This is a genomic window from Bacillus sp. BACIII (assembly GCF_057836745.1).
This window is the reverse complement of sequence record NZ_CM174437.1, coordinates 386807-408068: the sequence shown is the minus strand read 5'-3', so window position 1 is coordinate 408068 and position 21262 is coordinate 386807. Positions and strand designations below refer to the sequence as shown.

General features: G+C 47.4%; 22 protein-coding genes. 3 read left to right on the top strand and 19 right to left on the bottom strand.

The window, feature by feature from the left end; translation table 11 throughout:
* Positions 1 to 68 precede the first annotated feature (68 nt).
* Complete coding sequence (locus ACXN9U_RS02165; protein WP_489202127.1) at positions 69 to 1631, top strand: N-acetylmuramoyl-L-alanine amidase family protein; 1563 nt, start codon at positions 69 to 71, stop codon at positions 1629 to 1631.
* 25 nt (positions 1632 to 1656) lie between these two features.
* On the opposite strand, the gene dtd is transcribed toward ACXN9U_RS02165, so the two are convergent.
* From dtd to ACXN9U_RS02125, 8 genes are all read right to left on the bottom strand, one after another.
* On the bottom strand, positions 1657 to 2100 hold the full coding sequence (gene dtd, locus ACXN9U_RS02160) for a D-aminoacyl-tRNA deacylase (RefSeq protein ID WP_016938814.1): 444 nt from the start codon (positions 2098 to 2100) through the stop codon (positions 1657 to 1659).
* Positions 2101 to 2112: 12 nt separating this feature from the next.
* Complete coding sequence (relA, locus tag ACXN9U_RS02155; RefSeq protein WP_438420309.1) at positions 2113 to 4317, bottom strand: GTP diphosphokinase; 2205 nt, start codon at positions 4315 to 4317, stop codon at positions 2113 to 2115.
* 157 nt (positions 4318 to 4474) lie between these two features.
* Positions 4475 to 4987 (bottom strand): adenine phosphoribosyltransferase, encoded by a 513-nt coding sequence (locus ACXN9U_RS02150; protein WP_003152714.1) that lies wholly within the window; start codon positions 4985 to 4987, stop codon positions 4475 to 4477.
* A 5-nt stretch (positions 4988 to 4992) separates the two neighbouring features.
* The gene (gene recJ, locus ACXN9U_RS02145; protein ID WP_489202126.1) at positions 4993 to 7353 is read right to left on the bottom strand and encodes a single-stranded-DNA-specific exonuclease RecJ; all 2361 of its coding nucleotides are present in this window, start codon (positions 7351 to 7353) and stop codon (positions 4993 to 4995) included.
* Between the two features lie 55 nt (positions 7354 to 7408).
* Positions 7409 to 7735 (bottom strand): LapA family protein, encoded by a 327-nt coding sequence (locus ACXN9U_RS02140; protein WP_016938811.1) that lies wholly within the window; start codon positions 7733 to 7735, stop codon positions 7409 to 7411.
* A gap of 63 nt (positions 7736 to 7798) precedes the next feature.
* Positions 7799 to 8296, bottom strand: a complete 498-nt coding sequence (locus tag ACXN9U_RS02135; RefSeq protein ID WP_060964658.1) for a cation:proton antiporter regulatory subunit — start codon at positions 8294 to 8296, stop codon at positions 7799 to 7801.
* 130 nt (positions 8297 to 8426) lie between these two features.
* Positions 8427 to 10646, bottom strand: a complete 2220-nt coding sequence (secDF, locus tag ACXN9U_RS02130; RefSeq protein ID WP_489202125.1) for a protein translocase subunit SecDF — start codon at positions 10644 to 10646, stop codon at positions 8427 to 8429.
* A gap of 36 nt (positions 10647 to 10682) precedes the next feature.
* Positions 10683 to 10979, bottom strand: a complete 297-nt coding sequence (locus ACXN9U_RS02125; RefSeq protein ID WP_016938808.1) for a post-transcriptional regulator — start codon at positions 10977 to 10979, stop codon at positions 10683 to 10685.
* Between the two features lie 113 nt (positions 10980 to 11092).
* Between ACXN9U_RS02125 and spoVB the strand changes: the two genes are divergently transcribed.
* Positions 11093 to 12649 (top strand): stage V sporulation protein B, encoded by a 1557-nt coding sequence (gene spoVB, locus ACXN9U_RS02120; RefSeq protein WP_101605410.1) that lies wholly within the window; start codon positions 11093 to 11095, stop codon positions 12647 to 12649.
* Between the two features lie 6 nt (positions 12650 to 12655).
* Here the strand turns inward: spoVB and ACXN9U_RS02115 are convergent, their stop codons facing one another.
* Entirely contained in the window at positions 12656 to 13312 is a 657-nt protein-coding gene (locus ACXN9U_RS02115; protein ID WP_060964656.1) for a DUF421 domain-containing protein, read from the bottom strand.
* A gap of 165 nt (positions 13313 to 13477) precedes the next feature.
* Between ACXN9U_RS02115 and ACXN9U_RS02110 the strand changes: the two genes are divergently transcribed.
* Complete coding sequence (locus tag ACXN9U_RS02110; protein WP_489202124.1) at positions 13478 to 13864, top strand: TIGR04086 family membrane protein; 387 nt, start codon at positions 13478 to 13480, stop codon at positions 13862 to 13864.
* A gap of 51 nt (positions 13865 to 13915) precedes the next feature.
* Here ACXN9U_RS02110 and yajC read toward each other — a convergent pair whose 3' ends face one another.
* The 10 genes from yajC to safA form a co-directional block, all read right to left on the bottom strand.
* Positions 13916 to 14176 carry a preprotein translocase subunit YajC gene (gene yajC, locus ACXN9U_RS02105; RefSeq protein WP_012118091.1) on the bottom strand — a complete coding sequence of 87 codons (261 nt, stop codon included), beginning with the start codon at positions 14174 to 14176 and terminating at the stop codon, positions 13916 to 13918.
* A gap of 31 nt (positions 14177 to 14207) precedes the next feature.
* Positions 14208 to 15353, bottom strand: a complete 1146-nt coding sequence (gene tgt, locus ACXN9U_RS02100; protein ID WP_016938804.1) for a tRNA guanosine(34) transglycosylase Tgt — start codon at positions 15351 to 15353, stop codon at positions 14208 to 14210.
* Positions 15354 to 15380: 27 nt separating this feature from the next.
* Complete coding sequence (gene queA, locus ACXN9U_RS02095; RefSeq protein ID WP_047475550.1) at positions 15381 to 16409, bottom strand: tRNA preQ1(34) S-adenosylmethionine ribosyltransferase-isomerase QueA; 1029 nt, start codon at positions 16407 to 16409, stop codon at positions 15381 to 15383.
* A 25-nt stretch (positions 16410 to 16434) separates the two neighbouring features.
* Positions 16435 to 16635, bottom strand: coding sequence for a DUF2905 domain-containing protein (locus ACXN9U_RS02090; protein WP_003152687.1), 201 nt, complete (start codon positions 16633 to 16635; stop codon positions 16435 to 16437).
* A complete protein-coding gene (gene ruvB / locus ACXN9U_RS02085) occupies positions 16628 to 17632 on the bottom strand; it encodes a Holliday junction branch migration DNA helicase RuvB (protein ID WP_045926484.1) in 1005 nt (334 codons plus the stop codon). The genes ACXN9U_RS02090 and ruvB overlap by 8 nt, the downstream gene beginning before the upstream one ends.
* Before the next feature lie 10 nt (positions 17633 to 17642).
* Positions 17643 to 18248, bottom strand: coding sequence for a Holliday junction branch migration protein RuvA (ruvA, locus tag ACXN9U_RS02080; RefSeq protein ID WP_003152683.1), 606 nt, complete (start codon positions 18246 to 18248; stop codon positions 17643 to 17645).
* Positions 18249 to 18382: 134 nt separating this feature from the next.
* The gene (gene bofC, locus ACXN9U_RS02075; RefSeq protein WP_060965130.1) at positions 18383 to 18859 is read right to left on the bottom strand and encodes a sporulation cell-cell signaling protein BofC; all 477 of its coding nucleotides are present in this window, start codon (positions 18857 to 18859) and stop codon (positions 18383 to 18385) included.
* A gap of 164 nt (positions 18860 to 19023) precedes the next feature.
* Positions 19024 to 19143, bottom strand: coding sequence for a hypothetical protein (locus tag ACXN9U_RS02070; protein ID WP_420913147.1), 120 nt, complete (start codon positions 19141 to 19143; stop codon positions 19024 to 19026).
* 124 nt (positions 19144 to 19267) lie between these two features.
* Positions 19268 to 19861: a YhcN/YlaJ family sporulation lipoprotein gene (locus ACXN9U_RS02065; RefSeq protein ID WP_438420315.1), complete on the bottom strand. Its 594-nt coding sequence runs from the start codon at positions 19859 to 19861 to the stop codon at positions 19268 to 19270.
* Positions 19862 to 20006: 145 nt separating this feature from the next.
* Positions 20007 to 21212 carry a SafA/ExsA family spore coat assembly protein gene (safA, locus tag ACXN9U_RS02060; protein WP_060964654.1) on the bottom strand — a complete coding sequence of 402 codons (1206 nt, stop codon included), beginning with the start codon at positions 21210 to 21212 and terminating at the stop codon, positions 20007 to 20009.
* Positions 21213 to 21262 lie beyond the last annotated feature (50 nt).

Sequence of the window (21262 nt, the reverse complement as noted above, 5' to 3'; positions counted from 1 at the left end):
ACATTCAACAAGGAAAATACGATATTATACAAGAATGTATTTTAGTTAGTTCAGAAAGGAGGACAGCCATGAATAAGAAAACTCTTGCTCTTATTTTATGCGGCGTCATCATCACGGCACTTCTTCCGTCATTTCATACCGCAATCGCCGCTGAGGGAGAAGCGGTTATCGCGACAGACAAGATCAATGTCAGAGGCGGTCCCGGCCTGAGCTATGGAATAAAGGCTGAAGTGAAAAAAGGGGAAAGATACCCGATCACAAAAGAAGAGGGAGACTGGGTACAGCTTCAGCTGAGTCCCGGTAAGACCGGATGGGTCGTTTCCTGGCTGATATCAAAAACAGCCGGAGGAGCAGACCATTCATCCGCCACAAGCGGAACGGTCACTTCCAACGACCCTGATCTCCGCATCAGAAAAGGCCCGGGGACATCATATGAAGTCATCGGCAAACTTCCGCAAGGCGCACATGCTTCTGTGCTGGACAAGAACAGCGGCTGGGTGAATATTTCTTATCAAGGCACAAGCGGGTGGGTTTCTTCCGAATACGTCACCGCGGACAGCGGCGGATCGGATTCGAAAGCAACTTCGTCCCAAAACGGTTCAAAGAACGGGACGGTAGGCGTTTCTTCATTGAATGTCAGAAGTGCAGCGTCACATGATTCAGCGATTATCACTAAATTATCACGCGGAACAAAGGTTTCCATCTTAAGCGAAGACCACGGCTGGCTGAAAATTGAAGCAAACGGGCAAAAAGGCTGGGCAGCAAGCCACTACATCATAAAGGATTCCGACTCATCGGACACCCCGTCCGAATCGGGAGACGGCTCTGAGGGCTCAGGCTCCTCGAAAAAAGCGTATATCGTTTACGGCGGCACCAACCTAAGAAGCTCAGCCTCGACTTCCGCTTCTATCGTAAAAAGAGCGGATAAAGGCGCAGCCTATCCGATTGTCGGTTCAAGCGGCAAGTGGTATGAAGTCCGGCTGGAAAACGGGCAAACGGCATATGTGGCAAACTGGGTCGTGCAAACGTCAAAAAGCGGTGAAGAAACAGGAGAAGCACCTTCTCCCAACACGTCAGGCGGCAGCGGATCGCTCAAAAACAAAACGATCGTCGTTGATCCCGGACACGGAGGAAAAGACAGCGGAACGATCGGCTACTCCGGAAAGTTTGAAAAAAACGTAACGATTAAAACAGCTAAGCTGTTAGCCGGAAAATTGAGAGCGGCCGGGGCAAACGTGTATATCACAAGGCAGGATGATACATTTATCAGCCTGCAGGCCAGGGTTTCAACGTCCCATTACCGGAATGCGGATGCCTTTATCAGCATCCACTATGACAGCTATGCCGATACGTCAACGAGAGGAAGCACGGCTTATTATTACAGTCCGTCTAAGGACCGCCAGCTTGCCTCAGACGTCCATTCTGAAGTAGTGAAGCGTTCACCTATTCCTGATCGCGGCGTTCTGTTTGGAGATTATTACGTCCTGAGGGAAAACAAACGGCCTGCCATGCTGTATGAGCTCGGCTATCTCAGTCAACCGCAAGAAGAAACAATCATACATAGCGGCTCTTACCAGGAAAAAGTGACAGACGGAATTGAAAGCGGATTGGAACATTATTTTCAATCATAAAAAAAGCTGCCGAACGGCAGCTTTTTTATTGTTTAGAATCCATAATCAATGTAACGGGCCCGGAATTCGTCAGCTGAACATCCATCATGGCCCCGAATATTCCCGTTTCAACTTTGACTCCCTTTTCCCGAAGAAGTTCGTTCCACTTTTCATAAAGGAGCAGAGCCTGATCCGGTTTGGCCGCATTCATAAAATTCGGACGTCTCCCTTTCTTCGTTTCGCCGTAAAGCGTAAACTGGGAAACTGATAAAATCTCTCCGCCCGTATCTAAAAGCGATAAATTCATCTTACCGCTTTCGTCCTCAAAAATCCGGAGATTCACGATTTTATCCGCCAAGTAAGCGGCATCTTCCTCTGTATCTTCATGAGTGACACCGACAAGCGCCATAATACCGGGTCCGATCCGGCCGGCGACAGCGCCGTCAACCGTCACACTCGCTTCTGTTACACGCTGAACAACTAATTTCATAGCAAGCTCCTTTTAGTTCATAACCCGTCGGACTGAATAGATGTCTCTGATCTGCTTAATCCGCTCGACCACTTTATGCAGATGATTGATGTTCTGAATAAAAATCGCCATATGAATCGTAGCGACTTTATTGCGGTCGGATTTGCCGGATACAGACGAGATGTTGGTTTTCGTTTCATTTACGGCCTGGAGCACTTCATTTAACAGCCCGAGACGGTCATACCCCAAAATCTCAATCTCAACGTTATATTCCTTGCGTCTTTGAACCTGTGATTCATGCTCCCATTCAACAGGGATCAGACGTTCCTGCGCTTCATTCGTTTTTACATTCGGACAGTCATCGCGGTGAACGGATACACCGCGGCCTTTTGTAATAAAACCGACAATATGGTCTCCGGGCACGGGATTACAGCATTTCGACAAACGGACGAGAAGGTTGTCGATGCCTTTCACGCGCACACCCGCTTCCCGTTTCCTTCCTTGCGGGTACTGTTTCGGCTCGGAAGCGACTTCCTGAACGATTTTTTCCTGCTCTTCCTGATCACGCTGCTTCCGTTCTTTTTCAGTGAGCCTGTTGGCCACCTGCAAAGCGGTAATGCCGTTATACCCGACAGCCGCGTACATATCCTCTTCATTTGAGAAATTAAACTTGTCGGCAACCTTTTGAAGGTTTTCGAGCGTTAAAACATCCTTCACTTCAAAATCAAGATTTTTAATTTCTTTCTCGACAAGTTCACGGCCTTTTTCGACGTTTTCTTCACGGCGCTGTTTCTTAAAGAACTGGCGGATTTTGTGTTTGGCCTGCGACGTCTGAGCGAGTTTGACCCAGTCTTGGCTCGGTCCGTACGAATGCTTGGACGTCAGGATTTCAACGATGTCGCCCGTCCGGAGCTTATGGTCAAGCGTCACCATTTTCCCGTTCACTTTCGCTCCGATTGTCTTATTGCCGATTTCCGAGTGAATCCTGTAGGAAAAATCAATCGGCACAGAGCCTGACGGCAGTTCAATGACATCACCTTTTGGCGTAAATACGTATACCATGTCAGAAAACAGATCGATTTTCAGCGATTCCATAAATTCTTCCGCGTCGGTAGACTCGTTTTGGAATTCCAGAATTTCGCGGAACCAGGACAGTTTTTTCTCAAATGTCGCTTCTTCGTTTGCAGCCTTGCCTTCTTTATATGCCCAGTGCGCGGCCACCCCGTATTCAGCGATCTCATGCATCTCAAATGTTCTGATCTGCACTTCCAGCGGATCGCCTTTAGGCCCGATTACGGTTGTATGCAGGGACTGATACATATTCGGCTTAGGCATCGCAATATAATCCTTGAATCTGCCCGGCATCGGCTTCCAGCACGTATGAATAATGCCGAGTACGGCGTAGCAGTCTTTAATGCTTCCGACAAGAATACGGACGGCGAGCAGATCATATATTTCATTGAACTGTTTATTTTGCAGCGCCATCTTGCGGTAAATGCTGTAGATGTGCTTCGGACGGCCTGAAAAGTCCGCTTTGATATTCACTTCTTCGACGCGTTTTTTCACTTCATTGACAACCTCATCGACATAAAGTTCGCGTTCCGCGCGCTTTTTCTTCATGAGGTTGACGATTCTGTAGTATTGCTGAGGATTCAAATAACGGAGAGCGGTGTCTTCAAGCTCCCATTTAATTTTCGAAATCCCGAGCCGATGTGCCAGCGGAGCGAAAATTTCCAGCGTCTCATTTGAAATTCTCCGCTGTTTTTCCTGCGGAAGATGCTTTAACGTCCGCATATTATGAAGGCGATCCGCCAGCTTGATCAATATGACTCTGATATCCTGAGCCATAGCGACAAACATTTTTCGGTGGTTTTCCGCCTGCTGCTCTTCTTGAGATTTATATTTAATTTTACCGAGCTTCGTTACACCGTCGACAAGCATCGCCACTTCTTCAGAAAATGCTTCCTTCAGGTCATCGAGGGTGACATCCGTGTCTTCCACCACATCATGCAGAAAACCGCCCGCAATCGTGGAAGGGTCCATTTCCAGATCGACGAGGATTCCCGCAACCTGAATCGGATGAATGATGTACGGCTCACCTGATTTGCGGTACTGTTCGCGATGCGCGTCTTGCGCATACAGGTAAGCTTTCTCAACAAACGCAATCTGCTCCTCCGGCAGATACGTGCGCGCTTTATCTATTACTTGCTCGGCAGTCAATACTTGTTCGTTCGCCATGGAATCACCTTTTTTAAATGTAAACTGTATTAGTTTATTATCAAGAAAAAAACGAGAGATGTAAAGGGCAGAAGTTCAAAACACCTAAAGAATCTGTCAGGATGATGAAATAATAGGAAAAAAGCACCCTGACACGAGTGCTTTTTTCCATATGCGGTTAATATTTCATTAATGTTAAAATATCGTAATCGTCAAGCTTGTCTCTGCCGTCAAGGTAAGAAAGCTCGATTAAGAATGCAATACCGGCTACGACGCCGCCCAGTTCTTCGACAAGCTTAATCGTTGCTTCGATCGTGCCGCCTGTTGCAAGCAAGTCATCAGTAATCAGCACGCGCTGTCCCGGCAGGATCGCATCTTTATGAATCGTCAGTACGTCTTTTCCGTACTCCAAACCGTAATCGACTTTAATGACTTCACGCGGAAGTTTTCCTTCTTTCCGAACCGGCGCAAAACCGACTCCGAGAGCGTATGCAACCGGACAGCCGATAATAAAGCCGCGGGCTTCAGGTCCGACAACTAAGTCAATTTCTTTTTCTTTTGCATATTCAACAATTTGGTCAGTGGCGTAACGGTATACGTCGCCTTTGTCCATCAATGTCGTAATATCTTTAAATTGTACGCCTTCTTTCGGGTAATCGGGCACAATTGTTACGTATTTTTTAAGATCCATCTGTTCTATGTCCTCCTCGTACTTTCATAAGCCTCTGAACCTTGGTTCATCAGCTTATTCAGCCATTCCTTCAGCTCATGGGCCGCGGAATAATTGAGCTTCTGGTCTAATTCCATCAGCTGCTGTTTTACCTGGTAGGTTTGCGAATCTGCGAGGTCGCGTTTTTTCGCGCCGCTCACGACAGACAGCACACCATCTTCTATTTTAACAAAACCGAGATCAAAAAACACCTTTGTCATGAAATTGATTGTGTCAATTGACCATCCTTTGTGTCTCGCAAGCTCCGAACCATGCTTACTTAAGTCAAAATTGCCCCTTTTCAAGAGAAATGCGTAAAACCACTTGAAATCACTCCGCGATGGAAATGAGGACAGAAAATGTTCTTCATGATTGATAAAAACAAAATAAATCCGTTCCGGCTTCTTCCCGTCAAGCAAACGCTTGAGCCGCTCCTCTGACGGCGGCACATCCAGAAAGACGGCATACTTTCCGTCAAGCGGAAGAGCCTCCGCCTCGGATTCCGACGTGATCTGAGCCAGCTCGTCCGGCAGCTCTTCGCCACGGAGTTTTCGGACAGTTTTTTCGTTAAAACTGATGAGCACCCGTTTTTCCTTCGGCAGCGCAGCAACCGTATCTTCCCACGTCCGCTTGCCTCTGATATCAAAAAGCTGCCATTCCAGCACCGCAGCGTCTTTAATCATCAGCTGGGGTTTCTTTCTGTTGTTCCATTCATTAATAGACATTTCGCCGACAATGGAAATCGCTGATCCGGGAACAATTCCGGCTTCCAGCTCTCCTTGGTTAAAGCCGACGCAGTCGAGAACGGCGGCATCATTTTTCACCGTCATTTTCACGTGATTTTTATTCGCTCCGATCAGGCGCACTTCATCAAGCACGGCGTTTTCCACCATGACATGCGGTTTAGGGTTAAGCATGCCGAACGGCGAGAGCATATTCAATTCTGTAATGCTTTCAACGGTTATGTCTTCGACGCCGCAGACAAGATCAATCTCCTGAATCGGGATAAAATCCTCTTCCGTAAGGGTTTCTTCAGCCAATTGATTCAGCCTGTCTCTTAAATCCGGCACATCTTCAGCCTTTAAAGTCATTCCTGCGGCCATCGGATGCCCGCCGAAATGAGGGAGAATGTCTCTGCACTGTGAAAGGCTCGTAAAAAGGTTGAAACCCCTGATGCTTCGTGCCGATCCTTTAGCGATTCCCTGCTCCTCATCTATCCCCAGCACGACAGCGGGGCGATAAAAACGTTCAGCGAGCTTCGATGCGACAATACCGACAACCCCCGGGTTCCAGCCGGCTTTTGCCACTACAATGGCAGACGGGTTTCCGTCTTGCTGCTGAACCATTTCAACAGCCTCTTCGGTCATGGTTTTCACCATTTTCTGGCGTTCCTTATTCAGCCTGTCAATATCCGAAGCCAATTCCTCCGCTTCAAACTGGTCTTCGGTCATCAGCAGATGCACGGCGGGATCAGCCTGTTCTATTCTTCCGACGGCATTCAGCCTCGGTGCAACCTGAAACCCGACCGTTTCCTCATCAGCTTGTCCGATATCCCCGCCGGAAAGCTTAATCAGAGCTTTGAGACCCGGCCGATTTGTCGTCCGAAGCTTTTCGATCCCAAGTGACGCAATTAATCTGTTTTCATCATGCAGCGGCACCAGATCCGCAACCGTACCGATGGCCGCTAAGTCCAGCATAGCTTCCGGCAAAGAACCCGTAAGCGCGTGGGCAAGCTTAAACGCCACACCGACGCCGGCCAATTCTTTAAACGGGTAGCTGCAGCCCGGCTGCTTCGGGTGGATGATCGCGAATACGTCGGGAAGCTCGGGTCCCGGCTCATGGTGGTCGGTAATAATGACGTCTAAGCCCAGCTCTTTTGCGACTTCAGCTTCATGGACGGCGGCGATTCCCGTATCCACTGTAATGATCAGCGAAAATCCCCGCTCTTTTATGGAGCGGAAAGCTTGTTCATTCGGGCCGTAGCCTTCTGTGAAACGGTCGGGAATATAAAAGTCAACGTCCGCCGACAGCTGTCTGAGTGCCGTCAGCATCACCGACGTGCTTGTAACGCCGTCTGCATCGTAATCTCCGTAAATCATAATCGGTTCCCCTTGAGAAACCGCCAGCTTTATCCGATCAACTGCTTCCCGCATTCCTTTTAATTCATACGGGTCATAAAAGTCTGCATCCTTTGTATGTAAAAAATGCCTTGCGCTTTCGGCAGTATCAAAACCTCTTTTTACAAGCAGCGATGCCACAAGAGGTGTTATGTCCAATTGTTCTGTGAGTGATTTGACCTTTTCCTGATCCGGCTGCTGGATTTCCCAGCGCATTTTTGACGCTAACATAAATTCACCCCTCAACCACCCTATTATACTAGAGCGGACTGAGGGGTTTCAAATGTTATTCTGATCCTTTTTTCTCTTCCAATATTTCTTCCGGCGGCGCGGCCGGTTTTCTGCCGTCCGGATCAGCCGGCAATTCAGCGGCGGATCTGTTTTCTTTCCGCAGCATTTTAATTTCCCGCTTCAGCTTCATCACTTGAAATATACCGGCTGAAAATACGATCAGCGCTCCCATTAACACAGAGCCCAAAATGACTAAAATCAGCGGCCATTCAGCGGTGCCGAACAGATAATCAACTTCAACCGCCCGCACGTTAATAACAGCAAAAATGGCGACAATCAGAGTAAATAGTAAAGCGAATATAATAGTCCATTGTTTATTCATACGTCAGCCCCCAATTATTAATTCTTATCTTTTCCCTCATTTTCCAGAGATTAAACCCCGGTCTCAGGAAATCCGGGCCGTTAACTGCTCACGGACCAGCCTTTTCAATCCGCTTCTTTCACCGGATAAGACGAGGGTGTCCCCTTCTTCAATCACAGTATCAATGCCGGGGCTCAGCTGTTTTTGCCGGTTTTTCTTAACGATCGCAATAATCTGGACGTTGTAATGCTTCTTGATATCCAAATCTCCGATTGTGCGGCTGACAGCCGGTGCGCGGGATTCGGCTTTAAACCACTCAATAACGAGATCATCAAGTGCAACTTCCACAGATTCCAGCGCTTTCGGCTTATACGTCATCCCGCCTAAAATAGCGGAAATCTGCCTCGCCTCTTCATCGTTAAATTCAACGGATGCCAAGCACTCGTCATAGTCTTTCTCATCGAAGTAATAGAGCTCTCTTCTGCCGTCATCATGAAGAATAATACTGATTTTATCATGATTTTTCGTAATGATTTCGACTTTCTGGCCGATGCCCGGAAGTTCCGACTCACGAACATTCATAAGAACCCTCCTACATGTTTTTACAATGATGATTGATTATGTAAGCGTATGTCATTATAGCAAATGCAGGTTTTAAGTTCAACGCAGCCTAAAAAACAGGCTGCCTTCTGCAAGACAGCCTGTTCCCATTTTACTCTTCGATTGATTTTTTCCCTTTAAATTCTTTTCCTTTCCATACAAGCCACAGCTGTGAAGCGATGTAAAGAGAAGAATAAACACCCGTCAATAAACCGACCAATAAGGCGACTGAGAAGTTCGTAATTGACGATGAGCCTAAAATAAGCAGCACGACGACTACAATCACAACGGTTAAGACCGTATTGATCGAGCGTGTAAAGGTTTGCTGCAAACTCAGATTCACAATGTGTTCCAGATCGGCAAATGACTTCGGCTTGCGTTTTTTCATCTGCTCGCGTATCCGGTCAAATGTAACGATCGTATCATTTATCGAGTAACCGATTATGGTGAGAATAGCGGCGATAAAGGTGACGTCGACCTCAAGCCTTGTAATGCTGAAAAACGCGACGATAAAGAAAGCGTCATACAGCAGGGATACAATCGCGGCGATAGCCATTCTGTACTCGAAACGGATTGACACGTAAATAATGATGCCGATTGATGCAATGGCGACAGCATATAAGGCATTACGGGCCAGTTCTTTTCCGACTGTCGGCGATACCGTGCTGACATTCGGTTCAGCTCCGTATTTATCCTTAAAGTACGTTTTGATTTCAGCGATCTTTTCTTTAGATGGCTCTCCGACAAACCGGGCTGCGGCAACATGGTTCTCTTTACCCGAGAGCACGATGTTTTCCGGATCCATGCCGAGAGAGTCAAAATCTTTTTCAACCTGCTGCGCCGTCAAAGCATGATTGCTCTGCACGTCAATCCGCGCACCGCTTGCAAAATCGATTCCCAGGTTGAGCTTAAAGATCAGCAAGATGATAATTCCCGCAACGGTTACAGCGCTTGAGAAAATAAAGAAGTATTTTCGTTTGCTCGTGAAATCCCATTTCTGGAATGCCGTATGCGGTTCAGTATTTTCGTCGGTCTTCTGAATATCCATAATGTGTTTTTTCTTGACGCCGAACCAGCCTTTTTTCCGGTCAAGCCATCTGCTTTCCACAAGAAGTCCGAGCAGGAATCTTGAAAGGAAGACAGCTGTGATAAAGCTTGTCAGTATTGACAAGATCAGCATCGTCGCAAACCCTTTTACAGAGCTTGTCCCGAAAATAAAGAGCACGACCGCTGCGATGATCGTTGTGATATTCGCATCGAAGATCGTCGCAAATGACCGTCTGTTTCCTGAACGGAAAGCCGAGCGGACGGATTTGCCGAGTTTCAGCTCTTCTTTTATCCGTTCATAGGTGATAATGTTGGCGTCAACCGCCATCCCGACACCCAAAATGAGCGCCGCAATACCCGGCAAAGTCAGCACAGCCTGCATCCAGTCAAACACTTGCAGCGTAATATACACGTATACAGAAAGCGTAATGACCGCTATGAGTCCCGGCAGTCTGTAATAAAGCAGCATAAATAAGAAAACAATTGCAATCCCGATGATGCCGGCCTCGACCGTATCATGTAAAGCCTGCTGTCCGAATTGTGCCCCTACTGAGGTAGAGTATTTTTCGGTCAGTTTCACAGGCAGTGCGCCCGCGTTTAAAATATTGGCCAAGTCCTTTGCTTTTTGAACGGTGAACTGGCCTTCAATCGTGACATCCTTTGTATTTAATTCCTTGCTCACATTCGGAGCGGATACAAATTTCGGATGTTTTTTGCCGACTTCTTTTTTAAATGAATCGCCTTTTTGATAATCGAGCCAGATGACGAGCTGATTATTAGGCGCCATTTTCTTGACCTTTTTCGTCACTTCTCCGAACTTGTCCGCATCCTTCAGTTTCACGCTGACAATCGGTTCGTTCGTTGTCGGATCAAAAGTCTGCTTCGCGCCGTTTTCCACGAGATCAGAGCCGTTTAAAAGCTCTTTATCATTTGTGTCCCTGAATGAGAGCTGCGCTTCCGTTGAGAGAATTTCGCGCGCCCTGTTCTGATTCGTGACGCCCGCCAGCTGTACGCGGATGCGGTTGTTCCCTTCAATCTGAATGTTCGGCTCGCTTACGCCGAGAACGTTAGCCCGGCGGTTCAGCGCCTGCACCGTGCTGACGAGCACGTCTTTTGTAATTTTATCGCCTTTTTTGACGGGCTGCACGTCGTACAGTACTTCAAACCCGCCGCGTAAATCCAATCCTAACGTAATATTATTGGCAGCCGGTTTTGTAAAATACCCCAGCCCTGTGCCGATTAATAATACAATCAGGAAAAACGCAATCAAGCGTCCTTTTTTCATTATGTATTTCCTCCTTAAACCTATGCCGTCAAATCATTATCTCAGCAGTTCATCCAAAGCTTCCTGACCTTCATCGCTTTCCAGCCAATTAGACGACTTAAAAGCTTCAACGGTTGCATAGTTCATAAAATCGCCAATTTTAACTGATAAAATATCGCCGGCCAATTCATACAGCGGCATTTCCTTTTTCTGTTTCCACTTTTTATGTATTAGGTATGACCATAAACTCTCGTGTTCAACATCATCGTATCCAAGAATTTTGAACTCTTCAAGTTTACTGTACAAAAAAGGCCGCAAATGATCCTTATACATTTCGGCGGGATGCTTCTCCATGGGCGCTCGCTCCTTTTTCCCTTTTTCTCGAAGACTTGTCATGCTCGGACGACATCGGCGCATATCTTTATTGTATATGATTCCAGGTAGTTTGAGAAGGCAGGGGTTATAAAATGGCAAAACAGACTTTTTTAAGGGGCACTCTTATTCTCATCGCAGCGGGGATGATTACAAGAATGCTCGGCTTTGTCAATCGGGTGGTCATCGCCCGGTTTATCGGTGAAGAAGGTGTCGGATTGTACATGATGGCTGCCCCGACATTTTTCTTGGCCACCACTTTGACCCAATTCGGCCTCCCTGTTGCCATCAGCAAGCTCGTCGCTGAAGCAAGCGCCCGGGGGGACCGGCAGAAAATGAAACACATTTTAGTGATGTCGCTTACCATCACCGGGATATTAAGTCTCATCTTCACGCCGCTGTTTTTATGCTTTGCGCCGATTATGGCGGAAACGATGCTGACTGATCAACGCACGGTTTACCCGCTTCTGGCGATTACGCCCGTCGTGCCGATTATCGCAATCTCCAGCGTGCTGCGCGGTTATTTTCAGGGCAGGCAGAATATGAACCCGCTGGCATTTTCCCAAGTGCTTGAGCAGATTGTGCGGATTTCACTTGTCGCGGTCTGCACGACAGTGTTTCTGCCGTACGGGATTGAATATGCCGCAGCCGGAGCCATGATTTCATCTGTCATCGGAGAGCTCGCCTCTCTTATTTATTTATTCATTTGTTTCAAAGCTAAAAAAACAATCAGAATCAGAAAACAATTTTTCAAATCGATTGCAAATGGAAAAGAGACCTTTCGTCAGCTGATGAGCGTATCGCTCCCGACAACCGGAAGCCGATTCATCGGAAACTTGTCTTGGTTTTTTGAGCCTATTGTCGTCGCGCAGAGCCTTGCAATTGCAGGAGTCGCCACCGCTGCTGCCACCAGCCAGTACGGGGAGCTGACCGGATTTGCCATGACGGTTTTGACGCTGCCCAGCTTTATAACCTATTCTCTGTCAACGGCCCTTGTTCCTGCGATTAGTGAAGGAATGGAGCAAAAAAAGCTGCAGGTTGTCGAATACCGTCTGGAACAGGCGATGAGGCTGTGTCTTTTAAGCGGGGGCATTTCGGTGGTTATTTTATTCTCTTTCGCTGATGAGCTGATGTCCGTCATGTACGGATCGACTAATGCGGCGGTTTTTATTAAAGTCATGGCGCCGTTTTTTCTGCTCTATTATTTTCAGGGGCCCCTTCAAGCGGTGCTGCAGGCGCTCAATTTAGCCGGAGCCGCCATGATGAACAGTTTTATCGGCGCCGCTGTTAAAACAGGCCTTATTTTTGTGCTGGCGACCAGGCCTTCTCTGGGCATTATGGGCGCGGCATTGGCGATTGTGACGGGAATGGTGCTCGTCACCCTTCTCCATGCAGCCACTGTAAGCAAAGTGCTTCCGATCAGCATTAAAATAAAAGAATACGCGCTCTGTTTTGCGGTCATATTCATCTGCGGTTATGTGAGCCGACTCATAAAGCGCGCCGTTCATTTTTCAGGGTCAGAGGCTGTTAATCTTACAGGCTGGATTGCCATGACCGTCATACTATACATTGTGCTTCTGCTGTTATTCAGGCTGATTAAAAGGGAGGAGCTGATCCGGATTCCGGTCATCGGACGGTTTGTGACGCGGTGAAACCGATTAAGGCTCTCCTTTTTCATCTTTAAGATCAATAAAAAAAGCCCCGTCCGTAAACGTGCAGAATGATATTTCCGAAAGATCCTGATATCCTCTTTTCGCTAAGTTTTTTTCGAGCCAGTGTTTATCTTTCCCGATTCTGTCCAGATGCTCGTTCTGAATGACCCCGTCAACGATAAGCGATGTTTCCATCTGCTTATCCTTATTGTTTTTCTTTTTGACGATTGACAGCTTTCCCGACGACTCTAATATGGCGTATGACACGTCAGAGATTCTCTCGATGTTATTTTCCCTCAGCTGCATAAGAAGATCATCAAAATTGTAGCGCTGCGACCTCATCGCACGTTCGTCGATTTTTCCCTGTTTAATGATAATAGTGGGTTTGCCGTCAAGCAGCTGCCGTATTTTTTGGCTTTTGAGCGAAATAAAAGCAAGGCTTACTTGAATAATCATTAAAATGACGATCGGCACAATGGTATGCAAAAGCTTATCTTCTACATTTTCAATTGCCAATACGGCAATCTCGGCAATCATAATGGAAACGACAAGGTCTAAAATGCTCAGTTCTCCGATTTCCCGTTTTCCCATCAGTCTGAAAATCACAAGAATGATAAAATAAAGCACTATCGTACGAAACGTAATAATGAAAATATCTCCCATATCGCACCTCCAACGTTCATAGCATTTACGATCCGCTCTGTTTTATGTAAGAAATGAACTGAACATGATGCTTTTACGTCTAATCCGAACATTCAGAGAATACATTTAGAAAAAGACGGGCTCCGGCTTGTCATATGTCAGGCCCAGAGCGGAGAGGAGATCAAAATGGAAGAAACAAAACAAGTGGGTAAAGGCGTCTTGTACGGCTTAGTGGCTATCTTTGCAGTGATGCTTCTTACGAGTCTGGCGATTTCACTGCTGCTGACGGTTACCTCAATGGAAGAGTCATCTTTCAGCTGGCTGGTCACCGCGCTTTCTTTTCTTTCTTTATTTGCCGGCGGTTTTATTTCCGGCGGCAAAGCAAAAGAAAAAGGCTGGATGATCGGAGCGTTAACCGCCGTTTGTTTCTCATTAATCATCTTGCTGTTTCAATATTTAGGGTTCGGAAAATCATTTGCATCCGGTCAGCTTTTGTTTCATCTCGGCTTTTTGGGAGTCAGTATGCTGGGCGGGATTTTCGGAGTGAATTTGAAGGGCAGCAGATCAGCGTAATAAAAAAAGAGCGGATTCTCCGCTCTTTTTTAGTATGTATGAGCTTCGCTGTTATTCAGCAGAAGCTTCTCTGATTGCGCGGCGGTCAAATGTTAAACGGGTGTTATCACCTGTTTTAATGACGACCTTGCTTTCATCAATTGACTCAACAGTGCCGTGCAATCCTCCGATTGTCACCACTGAATCTCCTTTTTTCAGCTCTTCCTGCATCTGGCGTACGGCCTTCTGCTGCTTTTGCTGCGGACGGATGAGCAGGAAATAAAGCACTGCAAACATCAAAATAATAGGAACGATTGTGCCTAAAGTACCCATCTGTTTCCCTCCTTTCAAAAATGGTTTTTATTTAGAAGCTTTTCGCATTTGGCTTATTATAGCCGTAACGCTCAAAGAACTCTTCTCGGAAATCACCAAGACGATCCTCTCGGATAGCTTGTCTGACCTGCTCCATTAAGTGTAACAGAAAATGAAGGTTATGGTAAGTTGTTAATCGAATTCCAAACGTTTCATTGCAGCGGATCAAATGTCTGATGTAAGCACGGGAGTAATTTTTGCATGTATGACAGCTGCATTCTTCGTCAATCGGTCGGAAATCGCGCTCATATTTGGCGTTTTTCATGTTCAGGCGCCCTTCATTCGTAAACACCGTGCCGTTTCGGGCAATCCGGGTCGGCAGTACGCAGTCAAACATATCCACGCCGCGGATGGCACCGTCAATTAAGGCATCCGGTGAACCCACACCCATTAAATATCTCGGCTTGTCCTTCGGTAAAAGCGGAGTTGTAAACTCAAGCACTCTGTTCATGACGTGCTTCGGCTCGCCGACAGATAATCCGCCTATAGCATAACCCGGGAAATCAAGTGAAACCAAGTCTTTGGCACTTTGTGTCCGCAAATCTTCATACTCTCCGCCCTGTACGATTCCGAACAGTCCCTGCTCATCAGAGCGCCCGTGCGCCTCCAGACAGCGTTCCGCCCAGCGGCTGGTCCGTTCCACAGAGCGTTTCATGTAATCATACTCTGCCGGATACGGAGGACATTCATCAAACGCCATCATGATATCAGAACCGAGGGCGTTTTGAATTTCCATCGCTTTTTCCGGAGATAAAAACAGCTTGTCTCCGTTTAAGTGATTGCGGAAATGTACGCCTTCTTCTTCTATATTACGAAACTTGCTCAATGAAAAGACCTGAAAACCGCCGGAATCCGTTAAAATCGCGCGGTCCCAGTTCATAAACTGATGAAGCCCGCCCGCTTCTTTTACAATGTCATGTCCGGGGCGGAGCCATAAATGGTACGTATTGCTTAAAATAATACCCGCATCCATAGATTTCAGCTCGTCCGGAGACATCGTCTTTACCGTAGCAAGCGTGCCGACCGGCATAAATACAGGCGTCTCAAAGGAGCCGTGGGGCGTATGAACTCTGCCCAGACGCGCTCCCGTTTGTTTGCATTCCTTTATAAATTCATAACGTATCGGTTGTTCAGCCACTTTGTATGAGGCCTCCTGTCATTCAAATTAGATAATCAGCATGGCGTCGCCAAAGCTGAAGAAACGATATTCCTCTTCTACCGCATGACGGTAAGCGGAAAGAACATGCTCTCTGCCGGCAAGCGCAGAAACAAGCATGATAAGCGAAGATTTCGGCAGGTGAAAATTGGTGATCATGCCGTCAATCGCTTTAAATTCATATCCCGGATAAATGAAGATCGACGTCCAGCCGCTTGAAGCGGTAAATACGCCGTCATGCTCGCCGGCAATGGTTTCAAGGGTGCGCGTTGATGTCGTCCCGACCGACACGATGCGCCCTCCCGACTTTCTGATCTCGTTTAAAGAGGCGGCGGTTTCTTCCGTCATTTCATAAAATTCCGCGTGCATGTTATGCTCTTCCACATCATCCGCACTGACTGGGCGGAATGTGCCGAGTCCAACGTGCAGGGTGATAAATTCAATCCGCACACCCTTTTGCTTCAGCTCGTCCAGAATCTCTTCCGTAAAATGAAGTCCGGCAGTCGGAGCTGCGGCGGACCCGATTTCTTTTGAAAAGACGGTCTGATACCGTTCTTTATCATCAAGCTGTTCTTTAATGTAAGGAGGAAGCGGCATTTCACCGAGCGATTCAAGCACTTCGTAAAAAATCCCGTCATACCGGAATTCTATTTTCCGGCCGCCGTGATCAAGTTCCTCCGTGCAGACCGCTGTCAGCCGGCCGTCCCCAAATGTCAGGACCGTTCCTTTTTTTACGCGTTTCGCCGGCTTTACAAGCGTTTCCCATGTATCATTTTCTTCCTGTTTTAACAACAGGAGCTCCACTTTCGCTCCCGTATCTTCTTTTGTGCCGAATAATCTGGCAGGGAGCACGCGGGTATTGTTCAAGACGAGACAATCCCCTTCTTTAAAAAAGCTGACAATCTCTTTAAATGAACTGTCCGTCAGACCGCCCGTCTGTTTGTCAAGCACCATCAGCCGCGATGCGTCACGCTCTTTCAGCGGCACTTGGGCAATGAGGCGTTCAGGCAGTTCAAAATCAAATAAATCGACTTTCATCATTTCACCTTTATTCTGTCTATTGTTATTTCATTCTGCCGAAAAAATTGAGCAGGATGGATAGTATCACACTGATTACAATACAAGTAACAACGGGAAAGAAAAATGTGACATTTCCCTTTTTAACGAAAATATCTCCGGGCAGCCGTCCGACAAAGTGCCAGACTGCGCCGGCAATAAGCAAAACAGCACCGAGAACCATGAGAACCTTCGGAAAATCAGTCACAGGCGGGTGCCTCCAATCGAAAATGCTCATACACAGCCGGGGTCACGACCCGTCCCCTCGGCGTCCTCTGAAGAAATCCGATCTGCAGCAGATACGGTTCGTACACATCCTCTATTGTATGCGGTTCTTCGCCGATTGTCGCGGAAATCGTATCAAGGCCGACCGGACCGCCGCTGAATTTTTCAATCATGCCCATCAGCAGCTTGTGGTCAATATGATCAAGGCCGAGTGCATCGACTTGAAGACGTTCGAGCGCGTCGTGAGCGATTTCTTCCGTGATGCGGCTGTCGCCGAGCACCTGGGCAAAATCTCTCACCCTTCTGAGAAGCCGGTTTGCAACCCGCGGCGTTCCCCTTGACCGTCTGGCAATTTCCAGAGCCGGCGCTTCTTCGATATCCACTTCAAATACTTCAGCCGTTCGTGACACGATATCTGTCAGCTCTTCCTGCGTATAGTATTCAAGGCGCGACAGCACCCCGAACCGGTCTCTGAGCGGTGCGGTCAATAATCCCACCCTGGTCGTCGCTCCTACCAGCGTAAAAGGCGGAAGGTCAAGACGGACAGAGCGGGCGGACGGGCCTTTACCAATGACGATATCAAGGCAGAAATCCTCCATCGCCGGGTACAGCACTTCTTCAATTGAACGGTTCAGCCTGTGAATTTCGTCTATAAACAGCACATCTCCGGGTTCGAGCGCCGTCAGAATGGCTGCCAGGTCTCCCGGCCTTTCAATCGCCGGCCCTGACGTCGTCCGCATCTCCACACCCATCTCATTGGCCACGATCGACGCAAGCGTTGTTTTTCCGAGACCCGGAGGCCCGTATAAAAGAACGTGGTCAAGCGTTTCCTGCCTCATTTTCGCCGCATCGATAAACACGCGCAGATTTTCTTTCACCTTCTTTTGGCCGATGTACTGAGCGAGATTCTGCGGCCTGAGGCTTTGCTCGATTATTGATTCATGGCTGTCTGCTTCACTTGAAACGAGCCGTTCATCCATGAACATCACCTTACTTTAATAATTTTTGCAATGCTTTTTTCACATATTGATCTGTTGAAAGCGCCGTTTCCTCTTTTAGGTGAGGAAGCACTTTTTTAATTTCTTTTTCAGCGTAGCCGAGAACCCTGAGCGCTTCAAGCGCCTCGTCAAGCGCCGTTTCAGCCTCTTGTTTTTCAATGCGCGCTTCATGATTGAACAGGTTGTCAATCATTTCAGGCACGACATCGGCCAGTTTGCCTTTTAAATCAAGAATAATCTGCCGCGCCGTCTTTTTGCCCACACCCGGAAATTTCACCAAAAAGGCTTCATCTTCCTGTTCAATCGCTTCGATGACGGCTCCCGGATCACCGGAACCGAGAATGGCGAGCGCCCCTTTCGGCCCGATGCCGGTGACGTTCAGCAGCTTTGTGAAAAGCGCTTTTTCTTCCCTGGTTGAAAAGCCGTACAGAGAAAAGGCGTCTTCTTTTATATGATGATACGTAAAAATGGTCTCTTGATTGCTTACCTTATAAATAAACGGATTCGGAGTGAAGACCTGATAGCCGATTCCGCCGTTTTCAATCACGATGTATTGGGGAGATACGTAATCAATCGTCCCCTTCACGAATTCAATCACACCTATTCACCTCTTTGACTGCTTATCATTGTAACACAAAAACAGCCAAAGTCTTATAGAAAAGTTAACGTATGTTCGCTTTGACACCTTCCGTTCAGAAAAAAAAGACATGTGTCACATGTCTTGCGTCAAAGTCAGCCGCTGTAAGTCTTAATATGATCGATCACGCTCTCAAACTCCGCTTTTGTCCTGTACGGTATACCGTGTTCCAAATGCTTTTGCAACCGGCTTTCCAACCGCTCTAAATCAATTTGGAAGAAAGACTGGATCGGCTCCGACAGCGATCCGGGACGGCCGTGAAAAGTGGAAATCACCCCTCCGTCCGTGACACCGATATAACCGTTTACCTTACTGAGCGGAGAAATATCATCAACATGCTTACGGAAAAGAACGAAGCCTTTTTTCTGCTCAACGAGCGTCCAGCCGGCGTATGCGGCCCAAAAGTCTTCCATCGCCAAAACGGTTTCATCCGTATGTTCGATGCCGACATCACCGTCAAGATAGACCTTTTCCAGCTGGACGTGCACCCGAAGCGGCCCGTAATGCTCGACCTCTGCCCCGTATGCACCGTTTCCTCCGCAAATCAGGACTGCAGCTGATAAGATAAACATAAATAAAAGACGCCCACCGCAAATTCGTTTCACCAATAACACCTCTTTATTCAATCAAACTCTTGATGCTAGTTTGACCAAAGATGCCGGTGCTTAACCGTTTTCTTTCTTTTGACTGCTTCGCCGAAAAAAAGCAGCCCTCTAATAAAGGCTGCCCCGCTTTATTATGCCCGGCCGGCTGATATCAGTTTCATCTGTCCGGGCGTCAGTTTGAGTCGGTATCCTCTTACGGTCAAATACACAGTTTTTGTCCCGCGGCTTTTGTCGCACTCCGTTTTTTTCATCCCAGCCCCTCCGTTACGTTTTATTTTACTTTTATGTTAACAGCGCAATATAAAGAGCGTTTTAAGAATATGTAAAGAAATGATGAAAAAAATACTGCCGGATGAAATCATCCGGCAGTCCCGTCTAACGGCTGTTTTTGTTCATGTCTTGAAGCTTTGTAAAAGTGGCGTTATCAGTAAATACTTGAATTGCGCGGCCGTCCGCGAATTTTTTGGCTGCATGTTTGACATGTTGATCATCATTTTTCGTAAAAGGATGATTTGTTCTGACAGCAATGACGACTCTCGTGTCAGTCACGACGACCTGACTATCCTGTACGCCTTTTACTTTTTTCACGCGGTTTGCAATTTTTGCCGCCATTCTGATGTTTTCGGCATTGTCATACCCATTATAAGACATAGCGGCCGGCGGCGTATTGGCGTTGCGGCCGTTATATGTGCCGTCCGTTGTTAACGGAACCCCGTTATTCGGCGTGTTTCGGTAAGACACGTTTGTCGTATCCCGGCGCCCGTTTCGGTTTTCCATCATTTCGGAAACAGGTCCTTGATGGTCCATTCCGTACTGGCGTCTGCCGTTATCATTGTCATTTGAATAATACCCGACCGGACGTGTTGTCTGATTGTAGCGTCCGTCATTCATGGCATTATTTGCTCCGCATGCCGTTAAACTTGCAGTCACGGCTAAAACGCCTGCGATTGTCATCAGTTTTTTGCCCAATGGAAAAACCCCCCGTGGATTCATCGCTGTGTGAGCGTTTCCGCTCATGTTTAGGATGTGCGGCCGACGGCGGGTTTAAGCTTGTCAGTTATGTCCATTCTTCTTCGGACATAAAAAAAGGAACGACATACATCGTCCCGATACATTAGTCTTCATCTTCCTCCGGCCGTCCGAATACTTGATTTGGACTCGGCTGATTCGGCGCGGCATTGGGATTTGCTCCGCCGTAAGGCATAAAATATCCGGCACTTGCGCCCATATTCGGATATGGCTGCACAGGCATATTGGCGTGATGGTGATGTGAACCATGATGATGTGAACCGTGGTGGTGATGATGGTGATGATGCGAATCATTGCAGCCGCAATCATCGTCCTTAAATTTTCCATCGTGATGAGGCTCGTTTGCATAATGTGATGAATAGCCGCCGTAATACGGCATATGTCCGTATGGAGCACCGCCGAAACCAGATGCAAAACCATCAAAATGCTCTGCATTTTCATGGGCCTGGTTTTCATATTCACCGTAACCCGCTTGCGGCCCAAATCCCGGATGATGGAATCCGTACGGTAACGGCATCGGCATTACCGGAAAGCCTCCAAAACCTCCTCCAAAACCGCCGAAACCTCCGCCTACCGGGAAGCACGGATGGCATAATCCCGAACCCGGCAGCATCGGTGTCACCGGAACCGGACAAGGACAAGGCATGCACGGAATCGGGTAATGCATAAAAGGCGGTTCAACGGCCGGCATATTCGGAAATGGGACATTCGGGATGTTTGGCATGTTCGGCAGATGATAAGCTGCGTTTTCTTCTTCCATCTTTCCGGCTTGAGGCGCCTTTGGCATATTCGGGTAATTCGCGTTTTCCATGTTGATCATTTCCTCCTGTTGTGGAATGTTATTGTCATGCTCTTTTTCTTTCGGCTCGACAAAATGTGTCACCGGTTCCTCCGGCTTAGGAGGCGACCACGGCTGAAACAGCTGATTGGTCGGATAATACTGATTCATATCAGCTTCCGGCAGCACATTTTCATGCTTTTCAGGGATCGGCGGCACATACGGAATTGACGGCTTTGGTTCTTCCGGTATGGTGTCTTCGATATCCACAACTGATTTCGGTTTTTCTTTGGCATATGGATGCTCATGCTTATGCGCAGACGTTCCGAAGTTTGCCTTTGGTTCTTTTCTGACCGGAACGGCTTCTGAAGGCACCTTTATCTTCATTCCAGGCATAATTAAGTCTGGATTGCTCAGCTGATTATTCAATTTCTTTAATTCTTCAAAATCAACTCCGTATTTTTCAGCTATTTTCCAGAGCGAATCGCCTTTTTGAACGATATGAATTTTCAACGTTTTCCCCTCCTATGCACAAAACGTGAACGGTACATTTGTCATTACAA

Excerpts from the sequence above, each read along its gene's own strand:
- ACXN9U_RS02165 (WP_489202127.1), top strand. The coding sequence starts at position 69 with ATGAATAAGAAAACTCTTGCTCTTATTTTATGCGGCGTCATCATCACG.
- dtd (WP_016938814.1), bottom strand. The coding sequence starts at position 2,100 with ATGAAATTAGTTGTTCAGCGTGTAACAGAAGCGAGTGTGACGGTTGAC.
- relA (WP_438420309.1), bottom strand. The coding sequence starts at position 4,317 with ATGGCGAACGAACAAGTATTGACTGCCGAGCAAGTAATAGATAAAGCG.
- ACXN9U_RS02150 (WP_003152714.1), bottom strand. The coding sequence starts at position 4,987 with ATGGATCTTAAAAAATACGTAACAATTGTGCCCGATTACCCGAAAGAA.
- recJ (WP_489202126.1), bottom strand. The coding sequence starts at position 7,353 with ATGTTAGCGTCAAAAATGCGCTGGGAAATCCAGCAGCCGGATCAGGAA.
- ACXN9U_RS02140 (WP_016938811.1), bottom strand. The coding sequence starts at position 7,735 with ATGAATAAACAATGGACTATTATATTCGCTTTACTATTTACTCTGATT.
- ACXN9U_RS02135 (WP_060964658.1), bottom strand. The coding sequence starts at position 8,296 with ATGAATGTTCGTGAGTCGGAACTTCCGGGCATCGGCCAGAAAGTCGAA.
- secDF (WP_489202125.1), bottom strand. The coding sequence starts at position 10,646 with ATGAAAAAAGGACGCTTGATTGCGTTTTTCCTGATTGTATTATTAATC.
- ACXN9U_RS02125 (WP_016938808.1), bottom strand. The coding sequence starts at position 10,979 with ATGGAGAAGCATCCCGCCGAAATGTATAAGGATCATTTGCGGCCTTTT.
- spoVB (WP_101605410.1), top strand. The coding sequence starts at position 11,093 with ATGGCAAAACAGACTTTTTTAAGGGGCACTCTTATTCTCATCGCAGCG.
- ACXN9U_RS02115 (WP_060964656.1), bottom strand. The coding sequence starts at position 13,312 with ATGGGAGATATTTTCATTATTACGTTTCGTACGATAGTGCTTTATTTT.
- ACXN9U_RS02110 (WP_489202124.1), top strand. The coding sequence starts at position 13,478 with ATGGAAGAAACAAAACAAGTGGGTAAAGGCGTCTTGTACGGCTTAGTG.
- yajC (WP_012118091.1), bottom strand. The coding sequence starts at position 14,176 with ATGGGTACTTTAGGCACAATCGTTCCTATTATTTTGATGTTTGCAGTG.
- queA (WP_047475550.1), bottom strand. The coding sequence starts at position 16,409 with ATGAAAGTCGATTTATTTGATTTTGAACTGCCTGAACGCCTCATTGCC.
- ruvB (WP_045926484.1), bottom strand. The coding sequence starts at position 17,632 with ATGGATGAACGGCTCGTTTCAAGTGAAGCAGACAGCCATGAATCAATA.
- bofC (WP_060965130.1), bottom strand. The coding sequence starts at position 18,859 with ATGTTTATCTTATCAGCTGCAGTCCTGATTTGCGGAGGAAACGGTGCA.
- ACXN9U_RS02070 (WP_420913147.1), bottom strand. The coding sequence starts at position 19,143 with ATGAAAAAAACGGAGTGCGACAAAAGCCGCGGGACAAAAACTGTGTAT.